The organism is Paenibacillus camerounensis (assembly GCF_000723885.1).
GTDB lineage: Bacteria > Bacillota > Bacilli > Paenibacillales > Paenibacillaceae > Paenibacillus_AQ > Paenibacillus_AQ camerounensis.
This window is the reverse complement of sequence record NZ_CCDG010000057.1, coordinates 35,164-55,655: the sequence shown is the minus strand read 5'-3', so window position 1 is coordinate 55,655 and position 20,492 is coordinate 35,164. Positions and strand designations below refer to the sequence as shown.

Sequence of the window (20,492 nt, the reverse complement as noted above, 5' to 3'; positions counted from 1 at the left end):
AAGCACCTGAGTCCGCATCCCTGTAAAGGCGCTGTTATGTGTAGTTATTTTATATGCCGGGAGGAGTATCGTTTATATAAAAGTTGGGTAATAGGTTTCAAGGGCTGGAATACAAATAGTCTGTAGGGTCCAATACATAATTTTAGAGTTTGTAGTAAAATTTCTTTATACAAGCATGATACATACGCTGACGGAAGCCCTCCTGCCCGTTTTATTGCTAATTCGGGGATATCCCTGACTGCTGAGAAGAATTGTTAATCGTACGGAAGCTGAGCTTTCCTGTAACTTTTTGACCCCTCCTCCAGTCCCTGTCCGGCTTAGAGCCGCAGGCGATCAGCACCGCATGTTTCTTGCACACAGCAATGAATTTTCTAAAGTTTGATGCGGGGAGAGGATGACTGTGGCAGTCTTGTCCAAAAATAAAAACACACGCAAATTGATTATTGTATTCGCCGCTTTCTCAGTGCTTCTGGTATTGATCAGCACCGCTTCCCTGCTCTATTTAAACAACACAATGAACAGGCTTTCAGATTCCCTCTATAGCGACGTGTACCAGAATTCAGAGCTGATCCTGAATGCTGACCGCGATCTGTATCAGGGTGCTGTCTCCCTGCATGCAGCCATGAATTCCGGCATCACAAGCGAACAGCTTGGCCTTTTTGCCCAGAGCTTTGAAGATAACAACTCCGAGATCAAGCAGCGCCTGACTATGGCCAGCTATAATATCAACAATCTGGACAATCCATACAGCGGAATGAAGCAGAGCGAGCTGCTGCTGAGTGATCTGAGGAGTAAGCTTGCCGGCTTTGACAGCTCATTTGAAACGTGGAAGGAAGCAGGCCGCGACCTCATCGCCCGGCGGGTTCAAAGCGACTGGAGTCCGGTCAATTATTCCCCTTCCCTTATTAATACCCAGCTGATGGAGACACGCAGCAGTCTGGATGAGGCAGAGAGTCTGATCGACAACTACGCCCAGCAGATTACCCTTGAATTCCGGGAGAAGAAGAGCGCTGTTTTTGGCGTATACTCCCTGTTCCTGTTCCTGCTGATTCTGGTCATCATCTACCTCTGCCGCAGGCTGATTTCACTGCAGAATGAGATGATGGAGGAAAAATCGCTGCACCAGCTTATTGGCGAAACGATGTCGGACTTTATTATTTTGACCGATCCAAACGGCCTGATTCTGTATGCCTCCCCTTCACATGCCGGCGTGCTCGGTTATATTCCGGAGAAGGGCTCCCCCCTTACCAACTATATCCGTGAAGCAGAAATTTCCTGGGCGAAGCTGAAGAGCGCTGTACAGGGTACCTCCCGGATCTCCGAGCTGCGTATGCGTTCTGCGGAAGGGCATTGGGTATGGCTCGAAACAAAGGTATCGCCAATCAGCGGCAGGAAGGATCTTCCGGTACAATTCATGCTGGTTTCCCGGGAGATTACGCAGCGCAAGCAGCATGAGGAGCGGCTGCATAGGCTCGCCTTCTATGATCATCTGACAGCAATCCCGAACCGGGCGCATTTTAAAATGTATATGGAGAACCTGATTACCCAGCCGGAAGAGCGCAGACAGGAAATCGCACTGGCGCTGCTTGACTGCGACCGGTTCAAACAGCTGAACGATACCCTCGGCCACCTCGCCGGCGATGAGTTTCTGCAGCTGCTGTCCCGTGAGCTGCAGCAGACCGTCAAGGGTACCGGCCAGGCCTTCCGTATCGGCGGCGATGAATTCGCCGTAGTGCTGCACCGGTTCACCAGCCCGGAAATGCTGGATGAGATCCTCCAGCGGCTGCTGCAGCTGTTCAACAAAACCTGGTCTGTGAGTAACGGGTCCAGCTTTCATACTTCAGCCAGTATCGGGGTAGCCCTGTATCCGCAGCACGGCTCCAGTATCAATGAGCTGCTCCGCGCAGCCGACCTGGCGATGTACCGCTCCAAGAATCACGGAGGGAACGAGGCGAGCCTGTACAACGAGCTGGCAGACGAAGAGTATTCAGACCGGAATACCAAATAGCAGCCTAGTTTTTATACATAAAGGCGCCCCTGAAGCCGTAAAACGGCAGGGGCGCCTTTATGTCGAGTATCAGCTATCTATCAAAATCCGTTAACAGGACAGTGTCAGCGGATCATCACCATGCCCCGTTCCATTCTGTTTGCGTTCGCGCACCAGCACTTTAATCCGCTGCCCGCTGCCTGAGCAGTCAATAAACCGGTCCCCGTCCGTCGCCTTCTCTTCCCAGTCATTCAGCCTCAGAATGTAGCCGACAGATTGTGCACCGATCTCGGCTTCAATAATTGCTACAGCCCGCCCGTTCTCCATATATTTGAAATCGCATTGCCCGTCCTGAATACCTGTACCCCAGATCCAGAGATTCCAGCCCCGGTAATCGCCGTCAGGGCGGTCATAATGGACTTCAATGATTTTGGAGTGCGGCGCAGGCTCACCATGGCTGTCATACAGCACCATCATCGACAAGCCTTCTACCTCAACCTCTTGCTCACCGGAAATCCGGAAGGCTTCGGTTCCGGCATAGCTATGATCGGCAACAATGTTCCAGCCTCCGGCGGTATGCGGAAGCTGCTGCACGACCTTCTCTGTGTTGGCATTGAAGATAACAATAATGTTGTTCCAGACATCACCGCCTGCATGATCCTTCAGCATATAGGCCACAACACCGCCGTCACAGCGGAGAAATTCCAGGGAACGCTCAATTTCCTGACGCCCGTGCAGGCGGAAGGCGGGATGCTGCCGGCGAAGCTCAATCAGGCCTTTATAATATTGGAAGACCGGCATAAAGCTCTGCTTAAGGCCCCAGCGCACCGCATTAATAACATCCGGGCTCCGGTAGCTGTTATGATCACCGTATTTGCTGCGCAGCATTTCATCCCCGGCCTGAATGAACGGTATGCCCTGTGAGGTCAGTATCAGGCCGTTCGCCAGCAGGGAACGGCGCACCGTTTCATTACCCAGAATATTATCCGGAGAGACGGCGAAGTACGGATCGGCCGCCTGAACAGCCGCCTCCAGATCTCCGCCCCGCAACAGCCTGCCGTTCTCCAGCTCAGGCAGATTGGCCGCCTGTCTAAGCCCTTGTGAGGCAAGTATCTTATCCCACAGATTGAGGTTATCATGTGCAGTTACATAATTGACCGTCTCTACCGGAGAATCAGTGAAATCATGGATTGCTCCCTTAATTCCCGCTGCCACGGCTCCTTCCTTGCCATATTCACCGGTAACGAAACCTCTGCCCCAGCCGTCGCTGTCTCCCTTGATTGCTGAGCGGAAGTTATCGTTAAATACCGCATAGCCTTTGCCGCGCTGTACGCCTTTGAGGGTCTTCGCAGCCAGCGGCGAATCTCCGCCCGTCCAGGGCTCCCCGTAAATCAGCAGCTCCGGATTAATGTTAAGCCGCAATTCTTCGGTAATCTCACGGATTGTCACGCTGTCCATCAGTCCCATCAGATCAAAGCGGAAGCCGTCAATGTGATATTCGGAAGCCCAGTAAGCAAGCGAATCTTTGATGAATTTGCGGACCATCGGCCGCTCCGTCGCCAGCTCATTGCCGACACCGGAGCCGTTCGATAACCGGCCCAGATAGTCCCGGCGGTAGAAATAATCAGGCACCAGCGGTTCGAAAGGACCCTTTTCATACGCATAGGTGTGGTTATAGACCACATCCATTATTACAGCGATCCCTTTGCTGTGCAGCGCCTGCACCATCTCCTTGAACTCACGGATGCGCGTGCCAGGCACTGAAGGATTGGTACTGTAAGAGCCTTCCGGAACATTGTAATGCTGAGGGTCATAGCCCCAGTTGTATTCTGTGTAATAATCCGGCCGCGGTCCGGCTCCGGCCCCGTTCAGCTCATCGACTGTCTGATAATCAAATACCGGCAGCAGATGCACATGCGTGATGCCCAGCTCAGCCAGATGATCAATGCCCAGCGCGTTACCGGCTGCGTCCCTCAGACCCGTTTCGGTAAAAGCCTTGAACTTGCCCTTATGCACCATTCCAGAGCTTTCGTGCGCCGAGAAATCACGTACATGCAGCTCATAGATAACAGCATCAGCCGGATGCGCGAGCCGCGGCGCCTTGTCACCTTGCCAGCCTGCAGGATCAGTCTCCCGCAGGTCTACAACAGCTGACCGTACACCGTTGGCCGAAACAGCCGCTGCATATGGATCTGCAGCTTCATTAATCGTTCCGTTCTCAAAAATCGTGCGGTACATATAGAATTTTCCCTTTAAATCCCCGGGTACCTCTACCTGCCAGATGCCGCCTTCCCCGCGCTGCATCGGCACAATCCGTCCGCTGTCCCTGCCGAAAATCAGCGAAGACCCGGCTTCGCTCCCTCCAGTCTCATACAGGACGAGTGATAAGGTAAAAGCTGTCGGCGCCCACACCTTAAACTGGCTGCGCGCTGCGGTATAGGTCAGGCCAAGATCATTGCCTTCATAGGTTTCAAGTACGGTCTCTGCATTCATATAATTACTGTTCATTCAATATCACCATCCTGCTGCTCACTATGGATTACAACCAGTGAACGGATCACCTTGCTTCATTCCAGTTATTAAATCTATTAACACATCATTCATAAAACATACTTGCACGGAGTTGCAAGCGGTGTGTAGCGGAAGCCCGTACTCTGAGTTCAAGCTAATAACTTGGCTCAAAATAGTATATGTAACACTATGTTCACAGGTTTGGGTCCAGCAGCCTATTCTGCATTCTACATTACATATATCGACATTTTCAGTCAATCCTTTAAGTGAAAATAAGAAAGCGCCTGCTTTACCGGAAGTATAGAGTGTAATCCGGCAGAGCGCCACTGCCAATTGCTGTAACCGCATGAGCCAGCTCCACGCTGAAAACCCCCGAACCCGGCAGAGCGGGATTTCGGGGGTTTTCCTTTTTATTTGGACCAGCCAGCCTTTCTACTGTTTGCGCAGCAGTCTGCCGAATAAGCCGGCAACCGGAAGCAGCAGCAGAGCAGCTGCCAGCAGGGAGGCACGGACAGAAAACCGGCTGCCTATGTATCCGACTGCCGGACCGCCCGCAGTCTGTCCAAGGGCATCCGCCTGGCTGACCATGGAGAGCACCGTCGCCCGGGTACTGCTCTCAAGACGCATATTGAGCCAGGTCTTATGCACCGGCCCGCTTACAGCACCTGCAGCTGCCAGCAGCAGCACAGCCGCCAGGGCCGTGTAGAAGCCGGGGGCGAGTGCAAGCAGAAGAATAGCCCCGATTCTGACTAATATCAACACCAGCAGGACTGCGGTGAGCAGCTTCTCCTTCTGCATATTTATTCTGCGTTCAGCCAGATGTACAGCTGGTATTGCCAGCAGTGTAGAAAGGACGCTGATGATGCCGAACCATACTGCCATCGAGAGAGCGCTGTCCGGAAAACCGATTCCTTCTATTAAATGAATCTGCCATAGCCGGTCATATCCTTCTGAAGCCGCTCCGCCGAACAGGCTGACGACAGCCAGCATAAGCAGCAGCGGGCTCCCGGCAATTATGCCGGCCCCGCTGCGCCAGGTACACGCCCAAGCCTTGAGCGGAGAGCCGGCTGGCCGTTCCTGCCGCACAAATCCTGTTTCCTTCATCAGGAAGACTAGGCCGGCCCCCAGAATCAGATACATTGCACCTCCGGCAATTAAGGGCAGATTCGGAGCTGCAAGCGATAAGCCCACACTAGTTCCGGCGCCGAGCAGGGATGCGGCGAGGGAAGCTTTTTCCGCCTTCATGAAGATCGTCCCGGCTTTCTCCTCACCCAGCTCATCCATGATCCAGGCTGTATCGGCACCGCTGACAAAGGTCCAGCCGAGGCCGAACAGCAGCTGGGCAGCCATAACCCATACCACTGCCGGTACAGGAGATCCCTGGCCGGCAAACCAGATAATGCACCCTTCCAGCAGAAAACCGCAGCCCATGACTGTCAACCCGATAATGACCGACAGTCTGCGGCTGTACAGATCAGCAACAGCACCGGTAATCCCCTCAAAGACAAGCACAGTAATTTCTAACACCGTCCCAATCAGCAGCAGCTCAAGCGGCCGGAGCCCAAGCTCAGTCACATAGTAAATACTGTAGGTGGTGAATATCGTACTGCCTGCAAACGCCGCCATGAACATCATTAAAAGGTACACCCCAGAAGCCTGTAATTTTCGCACACTATATCCGCCTTTTCTCGTAAATGTGCCTTAAGTATAAGAAAAGCGGCAGGCTTCTGCTGTTCCGGGCTTGCGGAATAAAAAAACCGGCCCCCTTGTCAGGAGACCGGCATAAAGTAGTTGGAAAAGTGAACTTGCCAAAACGGAGTTTGCTTAAAAAGAATTACTTCACGCTGCTCTGCACAAGTGCAGCTACTTCCTCGGCAGTACCGAGCTGCAGCGCTTTGGCAGCCATTTCCTTCATTTCTGCAGCAGACAGCTTGGAAATCTGGCTGCGTGCCGGCAGGATGGAAGTGGCGCTCATGCTGAATTCATCAAGACCCAGGCCGAGCAGAAGCGGAATCGCGGTGGAGTCACCGGCCATTTCACCGCACATACCTGTCCATTTGCCTTCAGCGTGTGCCGCGTCGATCACAATTTTGACCAGACGCAGAATTGCCGGATTGTATGGCTGATACAGGTAGGATACCTGCTCATTCATGCGGTCGGCAGCCATTGTATATTGAATAAGGTCATTTGTTCCGATACTGAAGAAATCAACTTCCTTCGCGAACTGGTCAGCCAGTACCGCAGTTGAAGGAATCTCAACCATAATACCCAGCTGGATATTATCGGACACTTCCTTGCCTTCTTCACGCAGCTTCGCTTTCTCCTCAAGCAGGAGGTCACGGGCTGCACGGAATTCACCAAGTGTAGCGATCATCGGGAACATGATCCGCAGGTCGCCGTGGGCACTTGCTCTGAGCAGGGCACGCAGCTGGGTACGGAAGATATCCTGACGGTCCAGACAAAGACGGATCGCACGGAATCCGAGGAACGGATTCATTTCCTTAGGCAGCTCCAGGTATGGAAGCTCCTTGTCCCCGCCGATATCCAGTGTACGGACAACAACCGGCTTGCCTTTCATGTTCTCAAGCACGGTGCGGTACGCATTGTACTGTACTTCTTCAGAAGGCAGCTTGTCGCGGCCCATATAAAGGAATTCCGTACGGTACAGGCCTACGCCTTCGCCGCCGTTCTCAATAACACCCGTAACGTCATTTGGCGTACCAATGTTAGCAGCCAGCTCGACATGCTTGCCGTCAGCAGATACGGTCGCTTCATCACGGAGCTTTTTCCACTCGGCGATTTGCAGATCGTAAGCTTCCTGCTTCGTTTTGTACTCAGCCACCTCAGCCTCGCTAGGATTGATCAGCACATCGCCGCTCAAACCGTCAACGATAACCAAATCGCCTGCTTTTACCAGGGACAGCACATTTTTGGTGCCGACAACCGCCGGAATTTCCAGGGAACGGGCCATAATTGCCGAGTGTGACGTACGTCCGCCGATATTGGTGGTGAAGCCTTTAACGAAGTTACGGTTAAGCTGCGCAGTATCCGAAGGTGTCAGATCCTGTGCAATAACGATAACCTCTTCACTGATCTCAGCAGGGCTGATGTAGTGAATGCCCAGCAGGTGATTAAGTACGCGCTTGGTTACATCGCGCATATCGGCAGCACGTTCCTGCAGGTAGGCGCTCTTCATATTCTCGAACATCGAAACAAACTGTGACGCAACTTCATTAAGAGCATAGTCTGCATTAACCGCTTCTTCACGGATTTTATCCATTACCGGGCTAATCAGCTCAGGATCTTCAAGAATCAGCAGGTGGGATTCGAAAATCTCAGCTTTCTTTTCGCCCAGCTCAGCAAGCGTGCGCTCCTTGATGGCCTGCAGTTCACCCTTGGACTTATCCAGGGCGTCCTGCAACTTGACCAGCTCAGCTTCCACGTCGCTTACTGCAGTCTTGGTAATAGTATAATCCGGATGTTCCAGGATAAATGCACGGGCTACGGCAATACCTGCTGAAGCCGCGATTCCTGAAATTTTACTCATTAATTTCTCCCAGCCCTTCTTTGACCATTACATCCTGCAGTGCGCTCAGTGCTTCAGCCTCTTCTGCGCCTTCAGTGATCAGGGTCAATGTGTCGCCTGCTTCCAGACCCAGGGACAATACGCCCAGAATGGATTTCAGGGTTACTTTTTTGCCTTTAGCTTCTGCAAATGCTTCGGTACCTTTGAATTTAGTAGCTGTATTTACCAGTGCAGTTGCTGGACGTGCGTGAATACCGTCTTCGTCAACAATTTTGAAAGTTTTTTGCATAATAATCCAACTCGCTTTCTGTTATTTGGTATGGTTGAGTGTTGCTCATATATATGTGAGGGCAGCGCCTCCACTAAAGTATAATGGATGCGCTGCGCCTTTGCACATTTTACTGGATAGTGATGATGTCCTTGTCGCCTATTGATACCTTGCCCGGTTTCTTTAGGGTTACAGCTGCGCCCTCCGGCAGATTGGAGAAGATGACCGGTGAAATGACAGAAGGCGCATTCGCCTTGACATACTCCAGATTCACTTCCATAATCGGCTGTCCGGCTGCTACCAGGTCGCCTTCTTCAACAAGAACCGTAAAGCCCTGCCCCTTCAGCTTCACTGTATTTACCCCGATATGGACAAGCACTTCCTTGCCGCCGTCGGACATAATGCCGATGGCATGCTTGCTCGGGAATACATTGAATACTTTACCGTAGACCGGCGAGGCAATCTTTCCGTCAGCTGACAGGAAGGCAAAGCCGTCGCCCGTCATCTTCTGCGAGAAGACCGCATCAGGCACCTGCGTGATATCAAGCAGTTCACCGTTGACCGGTGACACGATATCTTCAGGAACAATTGCGGCTCCGTCCTCCCCTGCCTGCTTCTCAAGCTCAGGCTGCGGGGCAACCGGTGCAGCTGCAGGCGTTCTGCCGTTCATGACATCCTGAATCTGTGACTTGATAGTATCGGAACGTGTACCAAAGATTGCCTGAACGTTGTTTCCGACTTCGAGCACCCCGGAAGCACCCAGCTTCTTCAGGCGGTTCTTATCCACGCCCGCTTTATCTTTAACCTCGACCCGCAGACGCGTAATACATGCATCCAGATGAGTGATGTTTTCTCTGCCGCCCAGGGCTGACAGAATGTTGCGCGGCAGATCGTCACCCGCTGTCGAAACAGCTTGTGCACCTGCACCTGCATCCTCCTCATCGTCCGATGCATCCTCACGGCCCGGAGTTTTCAGGTTAAACTTGCGGATTACAAAACGGAATCCGAAGTAGTAGATAGCAGCCATCACCAGACCTACCGGAATAACCAGCCACCAGGCCGTACGGTTCGGAATAATACCAAACAGCACATAGTCGATGAAGCCGCCGGAGAAAGTCATTCCAATTTTGACATGCAGGATTTGCATTGTCATGAAGGAGAGGCCTGCAAATACTGCATGTACTGCGAACAATAGCGGTGCAACAAACAGGAACGAGAACTCCAGCGGCTCAGTAATCCCTGTCAGGAACGAAGTGAGCGCAGCGGAAACCATTAGGCTTCCTACAATCTTTTTGTTCTCGGGCCGTGCTTCATGATAGATCGCGAGCGCCGCCGCAGGCAATCCAAACATCATAAACGGATATTTACCGGTTGTAAATGTTCCGGCCGTAAATTCCACCCCGTCGCGCAGCTGCTGCATGAAGATCCGCTGGTCTCCGCGAACCAGCTCACCAGTGGTTGTGCTGACGTAGCTTCCGAACTCGTACCAGAACGGCGAGTAGAAAATGTGATGCAGGCCGAACGGAATCAGGGAGCGCTCGATCGTCCCGAAAATAAAGGCCGATAGCGTCAGGTTCGTATTAATCATACTCTGCGATACATAGTTCAGCCCGTGCTGGATCGGCGGCCAGATGATCGTCAGTGCGAGACCGAGAATCAGAGAAGTGACAGCCGTCATGATCGGTACAAACCGCTTACCGGCAAAGAATCCAAGATAGGACGGGAGTTCTATACGGAAGAACCGCTGATACATGGATGCCGCCAGTATCCCGACGAGTATACCGCCGAACACCCCGGTCTGCAGGGTTGGTATTCCCAGGACACTTGCATAAGCAAAATCCTGTTTGCTGAGCACCCATTCGTTGATGCCTAGCACGGTACCCATAGTCACGTTCATGACCAGGAATCCGATGATAGCTGCAAGCCCCGCTACCCCTTCCCCGCCGGCCAGCCCAATGGCTACACCGACTGCAAAGAGCAGCGACAGGTTATTAAATACTATTTGTCCCGAGTTCATCAATACATTGGCTATTGCTTGAACTACATCATTTTCAAGCGCAGGAACATATTGCAGGAAGTCAGGATTGACCAGCATGTTGCCGATTCCAAGCAAGAGACCCGCCGCAGGCAGAATCGCTACCGGAAGCATGAGCGCTTTACCGACCCTCTGCAATACGCCGAACAACTTTTTAAACATTAGGGGCCACTTCCTTAATCATAATTTTCCCCGAACAAAACGCCAAAAAAGGCATGAGTAATACAGCATACTGGTTGTCAATCCAACACTAAAGTTAGACTACCCCGAGTTAGGGGATTACAACCAAAAATACTGCAAATCACTCATGCCTGATCGTATCAGTTACACGTTGGTATTTTGTTGGTCTTTCATAACAGGGATCATTGTAGCACCGATGATAAAAGAAAGCAAGCAACAATTTGTATTGACGGAGTTTTATGCATGACTACAAATAAAACTGCAGAATCAGAGCCCCTGCTCCTGCTCCATATCCGCCTCATCCTCTTTTTTCTGGGCAAGACGCTGCAGATGGATCGTCAGATAGCTCACCTCAGCCGGATACACCGGAATGCGGACCCTCTGCTCAATTATCTTGGTCAGCTTCCAGGACAGCGAATACATCTCCGGATATTCCCGTTTCATTAGATCATCCAGCGAGGATGTCTCCCGCACGGTTTCCCCGCGCCGCAGCCTTTCCAACACGAAGCGCAGATGTGTCACAAGCCGCGAATAATCAAGAGAATCCCGGGGAATCCGGTAGTCCAGATTATCCTCAACAATTGCTACCAAATCCCCGATCAGCAGGGAATGCTCCCTGACCTCAGAGATGTGCCTGTTGCTGAGCGCACTGACAATATGCAGCGCTACGAAACCGATCTCATCAGGCGGCAGCGTCACTGCCATCGTCTCATTAATCCGTCTGACCGCATATTCCGCAAACCGGTATTCCTCGGGATAGATCTCTTTTGTCTCATACAGAAAAGGGTTATGAATGGCAATATTTTGCTCGCTGCGCCGGATGGCAAAGGAAATATGATCGGTTAAAGCAATGTGGATATGCTCATTAAGCGGCTGGTTGCTGCTCTGCATAATATGCAGGACGATTTCCTGAACCACTTCTATGAGCTTCTCATCCACCTGCGGAACGAGCTGCTTATATTGTTCCTGCTCCTCCTGATTGCGCAGAATAAACATCTTCTCAACGGAGGACAGTGTAATTTGGTCACGGCTTTTACGGTTATACCCGATCCCTTTGCCGATTACGACTACCTCGGCGTATTGGGGATGCTGGGCAATAATGACATTGTTATTAAGTACCTTGGCTACAGTTATGCTGCCCAATTCCGACACCTCTTTTAATCTGAATACCTGTTTCTTCAAAGCAGCCAGTTTATCATAGCAGCATGGTAATTATACTAGAGCTACCATCATAACATCAACTTGAGGTTAAAAGAAGGGCGTGTACTGTAGGGTTTATTTGACCCGGAAGGTTCTGTGGGAATACCGGTAGACCAGAACCAGGGCGATAAGCGTATATGCTGCAGCTGCCAGAAGGACAAACAGCGCAAACTGCCCGGGTGCCCCCTTGAATTGCAGCGCAATCACCGCTACACCCGTAATAATGCTGTTTACGATGGTGAAAAACGGATTCCGCATATTCAGCTCAGTGCTGTACGGCTGGAAAATATAATACATGAACAGGTGATGCACTGAGAAAAACAGTGACAGCCCCAGCACTGTTCCGCTGAAGATAAGGGCCTCAGCCGCACTCCAGCCTTCACCGGACAGGAATATCAGCAGATTCAGCGCCAGGCAGATCGCTGCAGCCGGAATCAGATTAAGACCGCTAAGGCGCAGCAGACGGATACGGAAATTGCTTAAAATAGCCGCCCGCTCGCGGTAAAATCCGTAACGCAGCAGGCTAAGGTCACAGTTAAAGAACATCGCCTTGCAGACCAGTTCCCCGATGGAGGTAAAATTCATAACAATGACAAACACCGGTAGCCCGCCTATTAAATAACGGATCAGCTGCGCGAACAGTTCAGGCGCCGTAAGCTGCAGCAGCAGTCCTGCAGCAGATAATCCGGCAATGATCATAAGCCGCCGCTGGATTGGCTGAACCAGCAGCCTCCTGTGCCGGCTGAAGAAAATCGCATTCAGATAAGCATAGCCATTCTTCCCGGTGAACTGCCCGGGCTGCAGCTGCTCAGCGGAGATATCCTGCTCCTTGGTCTCCACCTGCTTCCGGTTGGCTTCCTTCATCATCCGGCTCATATCAAGCAGCGGATCATCAATCTTGGTTACGGCATCGACCGCATTACGGAATCGCGGGTACCTGGCTATATAGATAACTGCAATGATACCCGGCAGCAGCACAGCCAGAACCGCAGGCAGACTAATCAGCACGGTGTCCATATCCAGCCATGCACTGCCCGTATAGAGCGGCAGGAACGCAAGCGCATATCCGATACCGATAACTGACCAGACCAGCGCATTTTGTTTGACCACTACGATCCCTTTACGGTCAAAGACAAGCAGATGCAGTGCTTCCGCGGCTGTACGCCAGAGTGTCAGCAGCAGTGCCAGCAGGATACCGTGCCATAGCGGAGCCCCAAACAAACCTGCAAACACCATCATCGCCGGCACAAAATAAACAAAAAAGCTGATTCCCTTAAGGCTTAAGGTCGCATGCATATATTTATCAGCCGGCATGCGCATCAGCTTGACACAGATATATTTGTCGCGCTTGGATTCGAGAATGATTGCATTGGATACAGCACTGACTGCGAAGCTCAGCAGCACCAGAATGTGAAGATACAGATCATATTGCTGCGTCAGCGGAAGATCACCTGCAGTCATTAAGACCGGCAGATATATGATTAGCCCAAGGTAGGCGAACCGGGTTGAGAACGCGAACAAAATCCTAAGGATGAGCGCAATGACCGTAAAGGTCTTTTTAAGGGCCCAATTGGAATATACACTGTCCTTCATCGTCTTACCCAGTACCGGGATGCCCCGGAAATAATAGATCAGCCGGTTAGCTCCGGATACGCCGCGGACTTCCATAACGGTGTTCAGCGTCCTAAGCATGACCGTTGCCATCCCTCAGCAGTGAAATAACCTTCTCCTCGAATTCCGGGCTGCGCAGGAGATCAGCAGGAATTTCCTGCAGCACACCGTTATTCAGAATAACCAGTTCATCGCACAGATCCGCGGCAAGCTGCAGGATATGGGTTGAAAAAATAATGATATGGTCCTGCTTCATCTCCCGCAGCAGCTTCTTGATCTCAAGCGCCACAACGACATCGAATGAGGTTAACGGCTCGTCCAGCAGAATAAGCGGCGGCCTGGTAATGATGAAGCAGAGCATCTGAATTTTGTTCTTCATGCCGTGGGAATAGCCTTTAATCAGCCGGTGGCGGTCTTCTTCCTCAAAGGAGATGATATTAAAGTAGTCCTCAATCGTCCGCCCGGTCTGGATCTTGTCACGGTTGATGTCCATATAGAACTTCACGAACTCATAGCCGGTCAGAAACTCCGGCAGAATCGGCAGCGAGAACACATAGCCGATCTCACTCTCGCTGAGCGGCAGGCTTATCTCATTACGCCGCAGGAACGCGCCTCCGCTGTCCATCGGGGTCTCCCCGCTCAGGCAATTGAAGAGCGAGGTCTTGCCTGCTCCGTTACGGCCCAGCAGGCCGTATATTTTCCCTTTTTCAAAAGTAAAATCGACGCCCTTCAGCACCTGTTTATCATTATAATTTTTTCTGATATTGTCCAGTACGAGCTCCAATCCATTCTCCCCCAGTCCATATACTGTCAAAATGCTTCCGGTCAAGGTACAAAAAAATCAGCACGTCTGCCTGTGTAGAGACGTGCTGATGCTTAAATCACGTTCATGCCGGAAAGTCTGTACAGTCCTTATTGTACCTTACCGGTATCTATGCCTGGTCCTTAGGCTCAATGCCTGCTGCGGGACTGTGCGGAACTGCCTGAACGGTGCTGACTGCTGTTGCAGGTACAGACTTCTGGGTCAGTCCCTTGATCAGCGCCTCTACGTCAATGCCGGAGACGCTCTTCAGCATTTCCGGAGCAGTCGCCATCAGTTGGGTCACATAATTGCTTACCCGCGCTGCGCCTTCGCCGTTGCCGGTATCCACGACCGTAAGCTTGTCAATTGCCGAGATCGGCTCAGCAATCTTGCCGGCCAGCTCTGGCAGCATCTTGACGATAATGTCGAGCACAGCCGCTTCGCCGAACTTCTGGAAGGCTTCAGCCAGCTTCTCCTTGGCTTCCGCTTCGGCAAGACCGCGTGCCCGGATAACCTCGGCTTCCGCTTTACCTTTGGCCAGCTCGGCATCCGCCATCGCCTGGCCTTCAAGCCGTTTCTGCTCTGAGGTCGCTTTTGCTTGAGTTTCAATACTATATTGGAGAGCATCCGCTTCACGCATACGTTTTGCCTTATCTGCTTCTGCCGCCTGCTCTACAGCGTAACGGTCAGCCTCCGCTTTCTTCTTCACTTCCGCATCATACTGCTTCTCGCGGACCTGGATTTCCTTTCCTTGCAGATCGATTTCGCGCTCCTTGCGGACCAGCTCCACCTTCATCTGTTCCTCTACTACGGTCTGCTTAGCACGGGCTTCCTGGATGTGGTACGCCTGGTCGGCTTCCGCCTTCGCCGTATCCTGGTCGCGCTTAAACGCGGCAACCTTCAGCTGATTGTCCTTGGACGCTTCGGCAATGTTCGTATCACGCAGCAGCTCCGCCTTCTGCCCCTGCTCCTCGGCGCTTGCCTTTTGAATCCGGGCATCCCGGACTGCTTCAGCTTCGGCGATTTCCGCATCCCGCTTTACTGCAGCGATCCGCGGTTTACCCAATGCTTCAAGGTAACCGTGCTTATCGCGTACATCCTTAATCGTAAAGGAAACAATCTGCAGCCCCATCTTCTTCAGATCGCGCGCCGCAACCCCCTGAACCTCCTGGGCAAAACGGTCACGGTTGCGGTACACCTCTTCAACAGTCATTGAGCCGAGAATGGCCCGCAGATGGCCCTCCAGCACTTCCTGGGCTTCGCTCTTGAGCGCATCAATCGGCTTGCCCATGAACTGCTCGGCGGCCGTCGCAACATCCTCAGTCGAGCTGCCTACCTTGATAATCGCCACACCGTCGGCAATGACCGGAACCCCTTGCTCCGTATATACTTCCGGTGTAGTTACATCGAGTTTATGGGAGAGCAGAGACATGAACTCGGCTTTCTGGAATACAGGAAGAATAAAGGCACCGCCGCCGCGGACGATTTTGATTTTGCGGCCGGAACCGTCATCAGAAATATGATTTTTGCCAAGGAACGAACCGGTAACGATCATGCCTTCATCAGGTCCGACAGTCTTGTACCGTGCCCAGAAGGCAATAGCCAGTACAAACAGAACAGCAATAACTACAACAGGAATCAACAAGAAATCATAATCAGCTAAATTGAACATTATACACCCGCTCCTATTCTCTCTTCGAATTCAGTAACCATTGCAACGCCTTCCTTCACTTCGACGATAACCACCTTGCTGCCTGCCGGCAGCGGAAGCTGCTCGAAGCTGGCCGCCGTATGCAGGCTGTTGCCTGCGCCGAACTTCACCATAATCTCACCATAGCCTACTGCGGGAACCGGCACCGTGATTTCACCGATTCTGCCGGGCAGATCACCCATGGAGAAGCCGGTGGACACCTCGCTTTTATCCATTGGCTTAATAACTGCAAGGAACATGAGTACCGACATAAAGGCCGCTATCAGCAGAGACAAGGCAAGAATGGCACCGTCTTCCAGTCCGCTGTAGCGTGTCAGCATAACGCCTGCTCCTCCAAAAACAGTAATGCCCCCGGCCAGTACTGTAGGGTTCAAAAAATCAAATGAAACAAGATCAAGAACCCCGTCCAGGGCATCCCCGATCAGATCCCCGAACAGGACACTAACTGCCGCAAAAATTACGCCCAGCGCCAAACAGCCCAAGTATAGCGTTTGCATAATTTTCTCCTCCCGTCTTGTAATTACGGACTGTCATACTACTATAAACGCACAAACCATGTCCTTGGTTTCACAAAGTTGGATTTTTATCTCATTAATGTCTCCAGCATGCGTACGTTCAATGCCGGACGGGTCTTTGCAAAATTACACAGAAAGAGGTCCGTGGAGCCGTTATCGTTCATAACGGCCTGCGGACCTCTTTCATTATTAATTACATTTTGCTCTTATTACAGCGACATCTTATAGATCTCTACAACATCGTCACGCTGCAGCTTGCGGAAGTTACCGAACGGTCCGAAGCGGACCGCCTTATCGGCCATGCTGCCGATTTCGCTGTCGTCGATGTCATAATCGCCAAGCGTCTTCGGAGCACCGATAGAATCCCAGAAGCTGCGCAATGCCTCAATGCCTTCAAGACCGGCTTCCTCATCCGTTTTACCGGAAGCGTCTACTCCAAATACATTCACGGCAAGCTGGCGGAAACGTGCCGGACTTACGCTGAGGTTATATTTCATCCACTGCGGGAACAGGATAGCCAGACCGCCGCCATGCGGGATATCATATACGGCCGATACAGCATGCTCAATGTTGTGGGTAGCCCAGTCACCGGCGAAGCCCATGCTGACCATACCGTTCAGCGCCATCGTACCGCAGTACATAATCGTCTCACGCAGCTCATAATTCTCCAGATCCCCGATCAGCTTAGGCGCCGCATCGATGACTGTGCGCAGCAGCGCTTCACAGAAGCCGTCCTGCAGCGGCGTATTGGTGTCGGTGTGGAAGTAATGCTCAAGGGTATGAGACATGATGTCAACCATCCCGTATACCGTCTGGTCGCGCGGCAGGGAGAAGGTGTTCACCGGATCAAGAATCGAGAAGGCCGGATAGGCATGAACGCTGCCCCAGCCCATTTTTTCCTTCGTAACTTCATTAGTGATTACCGAGCCGTTATTCATCTCTGAGCCTGTTGCCGCCATGGTCAGCACTGTACCCAGCGGGAGGGCGGCCTGCGGAGCCGCTTTACGTTCAACGAAGTCCCACATATCCCCGTCGTACTTCGCTCCAACCGCTACAGCTTTGGCACAGTCCAGCACACTTCCGCCGCCGACAGCAAGAATGAGATCAATATTATGCCCGCGGCACAGCTCCACGCCTTTATGTACCGTCGACAAGCGCGGATTAGGCTCCACACCGGCCAGCTCGGTAACCACTGCTCCGGCCGCACTCAGCTCGGCTAGCACATTGTCATAAAGCCCGCTGCGCTTGATGCTGCCGCCTCCGTACATGAGCAGTACATTCTTGCCGTACTTCGGTACTTCCGTCCGCAGTGCCTCCAGCGTACCTTGTCCAAAAATCAGTTTGGTCGGATTATAAAATTCAAACTTGCGCATATGTCTTTACCTCCGTTAATTTCAAAAATTGAATGCAGGACTATATTATAGACCTCCGGCGTGCTGCATACAAATCGCTTCTGGGATAATTCTCCTCCCGGGGCAGGAAAAAGAAATGCCCCGGGCCTTAAGAGGCCGGGGCATTCCCGTTAGCTATTAATTATTGTGCGCCAAAGCTTTTCACGAACCGGCGGAAGGCAGCCTGGCCTTCAGGTGTCCGTTTGTATACTCCGGCATGCTCCAGAATATGCGTGAACTTGGTGCCCACCTCGTTCTGGACTGTTTTGACGGCTTCTTCACGGCTAAGGCCTGTTCCAAAGCGTTCAACCAGCTCATCAATCCAGAAGGCGTGCAGCGCCAGCGCATGCCCCCCCACTGTCTTGACTGCCTCAAGCAGTGCCTTATCTCCGGCAAGAATACCGGCTACGGCATCAAGCTCTTCCTTCAGGCGGCCCGGAAGAATGGCCAGACCCATAACCTCAATCAGGCCGATATTCTCCTTCTTGATATGGTGCATTTCGCGGTGCGGATGGAAGATCCCTTCCGGGTATTCTTCACTGGTCCGGTTGTTGCGCAGCACCAGATCCATCTCGAAGCCGCCGTCTTCAGACCGGCGTACGATCGGCGTAACGGTATTGTGCGGTGTCTGCACACCATCAACATCGCTGAATGCCAGTACATCGGCTTCTGGATCACTGTAGCCCTTCCAGGCTTCGTACAGCGCATTTCCGCATTCCAGCAGCACCGATGGATCATTTCCGCCAAGACGCAGCACAGACATCGGCCATTTCACGATACTCAGGCTCACGCCGGGATAAGCCGGATGATTATAGCTGTCCTCCTTAGGCGCTTTCTGTATCGGGAACGAATGCCGCCCGCCCTGGAAATGGTCGTGAGTCAGAATGGAACCGCCGACAATCGGCAGATCGGCATTGGAGCCGATGAAATAATGCGGGAACGATTCAACAAAAGCAAGCAGACGCTTCAGCGTGTCCTTCGTCAGCTTCATCGGAACATGATCGTGATGGAACACGATGCAGTGCTCGTTATAATAGACGTAAGGCGAGTACTGGAAGAACCATTTCTCTTTGTTCAGCTCAAGCGGAATGATGCGCAGGTTCTGGCGCGGCGGGTGGTTGACCCGGCCGGCATAGCCGACATTCTCGCGGCAGAGCTGGCATTTCGGATAGACCGGCGGCGGAAGCAGCCGGGCCATCGCAATTTCCTTCGGGCTTTTCTCCGGCTTGGACAGGTTGATCGTCATCTCGATATCGCCATACGGCGAATCCTGCAGCCAGTAGACATTCTTGGCGACGCGGTCCATCCGGATGTAGTTAGAATCTATGCTGAGCTTGTAGAAGCGGTCTGTAGCCGCTGCAATTCCCTGCTCAGCCGCAAGGCTCTTGAATTCGGCATTGACCTCCGACGGGCGTGCCATCAGCAGGCCCATGATTTTGGCATCCAGCAGGTCCCGGTACGTGTCGGTGTTCTCAGGGATGAGGCCAATCGTGAAGCCATAATCGATCAGCACATCAAGCGGAGCCTGCGGGCTTTCGAGCGGAGCCTCACTGAACGCTTCGAGGTAAGGCTCGCTGAAGCCGAACTGGTCCAGCAGCTCATTGCGGCTGTAATCCACATCCGCAGGCTGAATCAGCTGCTGGTGCTGCGCGAACAGGACGAGCTGTTCGATGGCATACAGCGCCTGCTCCGCAGCGGGAGCGGCAGTATTATCGTTAGACATGTTAACTCTCCATTCTCCTTATTCAGGTGTAGCCTCTTATCTGTATTATTCTCCGTAGCCCTGCGGGTTGGCCGAATGCCAGTTCCAGGCGCTCTGGATAATTTCTTCAATATCTGCCTTCTGCGGATTCCAGCCCAGCACCGAGCGTGCTTTGGCCGAGGAAGCTACCAGCACTGCCGGGTCGCCGGCGCGGCGTTCCTGGGTAACAACCGGAATGTCACGGCCGGTTACCTTACGGGCCGATTCGATAACCTGCTTCACCGAGAAGCCCAGTCCGTTCCCGAGGTTGAATACATTGCTGGCACTGCCGCTGCGCAGGTACGTTACCGCACGGATATGGGCATCCGCCAGATCGCTGACATGGATATAGTCACGTACACAGGTTCCGTCTTCAGTCGGATAGTCATCTCCGAAGACCGCGATGCTCTCACGCTGTCCCAGTGCTGTCTGCAGTACCAGCGGTACGAGATGGCTCTCCGGACGGTGGTCTTCGCCAATCTTGCCGCTGGCGTGTGCACCTGCAGCGTTGAAGTAGCGCAGCGCCACATATTTGATGCCCAGTACTTTATCGAACCATGCCATCATACGCTCCATGGTAAGCTTGGTTTCACCGTAGACATTCGCCGGCTCAGTGCGGTCGCTTTCCTCAATTGGCACCTTTTCCGGTTCACCGTAGGTCGCTGCGGTGGAGGAGAAGACGATTTTGTCAACACCGGCATGCTGCATGGCTTCCAGAAGACATTGTGTGCCGTACACATTGTTGTCATAGTATTTAACCGGGTCCTTCATGCTCTCGCCAACGAGGGAGCTGGCTGCAAAGTGGATAACCGCTTCGATATTATTCTCAGAGAAAAGCTTTGCCAGCAGCTCTTTGTCACGCAGATCCCCTTCGTATAGCTTGCCGCCCAGCAGCGCCTCACGGTGCCCTGTCAGCAGATTGTCGATTACAACAACTTCCTCGCCGCGTTCAAGCAGCTCCGCTACCGTGTGGGAACCGATATACCCCGCTCCGCCTGTTACTAAAATTGCCAT

Annotated in this window: 14 protein-coding genes; 1 reads left to right on the top strand and 13 read right to left on the bottom strand. The window is 52.5% G+C overall.

What is annotated here, in order from left to right; all coding sequences use genetic code 11:
* Window positions 1–409: 409 nt before the first annotated feature.
* Window positions 410–2,008, top strand: coding sequence for a sensor domain-containing diguanylate cyclase (locus BN3772_RS21040; RefSeq protein ID WP_157643634.1), 1,599 nt, complete (start codon window positions 410–412; stop codon window positions 2,006–2,008).
* Between the two features lie 90 nt (window positions 2,009–2,098).
* On the opposite strand, the gene pulA is transcribed toward BN3772_RS21040, so the two are convergent.
* From pulA to galE, 13 genes are all read right to left on the bottom strand, one after another.
* Window positions 2,099–4,495, bottom strand: coding sequence for a type I pullulanase (pulA, locus tag BN3772_RS21035; protein WP_042201991.1), 2,397 nt, complete (start codon window positions 4,493–4,495; stop codon window positions 2,099–2,101).
* 435 nt (window positions 4,496–4,930) lie between these two features.
* Window positions 4,931–6,133, bottom strand: a complete 1,203-nt coding sequence (locus BN3772_RS21030) for an MFS transporter (RefSeq protein WP_042201990.1) — start codon at window positions 6,131–6,133, stop codon at window positions 4,931–4,933.
* Window positions 6,134–6,332: 199 nt separating this feature from the next.
* Window positions 6,333–8,045: a phosphoenolpyruvate--protein phosphotransferase gene (gene ptsP, locus BN3772_RS21025; protein ID WP_042174627.1), complete on the bottom strand. Its 1,713-nt coding sequence runs from the start codon at window positions 8,043–8,045 to the stop codon at window positions 6,333–6,335.
* Complete coding sequence (locus tag BN3772_RS21020) at window positions 8,038–8,313, bottom strand: HPr family phosphocarrier protein (RefSeq protein WP_042201989.1); 276 nt, start codon at window positions 8,311–8,313, stop codon at window positions 8,038–8,040. The genes ptsP and BN3772_RS21020 overlap by 8 nt, the downstream gene beginning before the upstream one ends.
* 109 nt (window positions 8,314–8,422) lie before the next feature.
* Window positions 8,423–10,489 carry a glucose-specific PTS transporter subunit IIBC gene (gene ptsG, locus BN3772_RS21015; protein WP_042201987.1) on the bottom strand — a complete coding sequence of 689 codons (2,067 nt, stop codon included), beginning with the start codon at window positions 10,487–10,489 and terminating at the stop codon, window positions 8,423–8,425.
* A 285-nt stretch (window positions 10,490–10,774) separates the two neighbouring features.
* A complete protein-coding gene (gene glcT, locus BN3772_RS21010) occupies window positions 10,775–11,650 on the bottom strand; it encodes a glucose PTS transporter transcription antiterminator GlcT (RefSeq protein ID WP_042201986.1) in 876 nt (291 codons plus the stop codon).
* A gap of 132 nt (window positions 11,651–11,782) precedes the next feature.
* A complete protein-coding gene (locus BN3772_RS21005) occupies window positions 11,783–13,399 on the bottom strand; it encodes a hypothetical protein (RefSeq protein ID WP_042201985.1) in 1,617 nt (538 codons plus the stop codon).
* Complete coding sequence (locus tag BN3772_RS21000) at window positions 13,392–14,102, bottom strand: ABC transporter ATP-binding protein (RefSeq protein ID WP_042174616.1); 711 nt, start codon at window positions 14,100–14,102, stop codon at window positions 13,392–13,394. The genes BN3772_RS21005 and BN3772_RS21000 overlap by 8 nt, the downstream gene beginning before the upstream one ends.
* 148 nt (window positions 14,103–14,250) lie before the next feature.
* On the bottom strand, window positions 14,251–15,792 hold the full coding sequence (locus tag BN3772_RS20995) for a flotillin family protein (protein WP_042201984.1): 1,542 nt from the start codon (window positions 15,790–15,792) through the stop codon (window positions 14,251–14,253).
* Complete coding sequence (locus BN3772_RS20990; protein WP_042201983.1) at window positions 15,792–16,328, bottom strand: NfeD family membrane protein; 537 nt, start codon at window positions 16,326–16,328, stop codon at window positions 15,792–15,794. Before BN3772_RS20990 ends, BN3772_RS20995 begins: the two co-directional genes overlap by 1 nt.
* Before the next feature lie 227 nt (window positions 16,329–16,555).
* On the bottom strand, window positions 16,556–17,719 hold the full coding sequence (locus tag BN3772_RS20985) for an iron-containing alcohol dehydrogenase (protein WP_042201982.1): 1,164 nt from the start codon (window positions 17,717–17,719) through the stop codon (window positions 16,556–16,558).
* A 160-nt stretch (window positions 17,720–17,879) separates the two neighbouring features.
* On the bottom strand, window positions 17,880–19,460 hold the full coding sequence (locus BN3772_RS20980) for a UDP-glucose--hexose-1-phosphate uridylyltransferase (RefSeq protein ID WP_042201981.1): 1,581 nt from the start codon (window positions 19,458–19,460) through the stop codon (window positions 17,880–17,882).
* 45 nt (window positions 19,461–19,505) lie between these two features.
* Window positions 19,506–20,492: a UDP-glucose 4-epimerase GalE gene (galE, locus tag BN3772_RS20975; RefSeq protein WP_042174603.1), complete on the bottom strand. Its 987-nt coding sequence runs from the start codon at window positions 20,490–20,492 to the stop codon at window positions 19,506–19,508.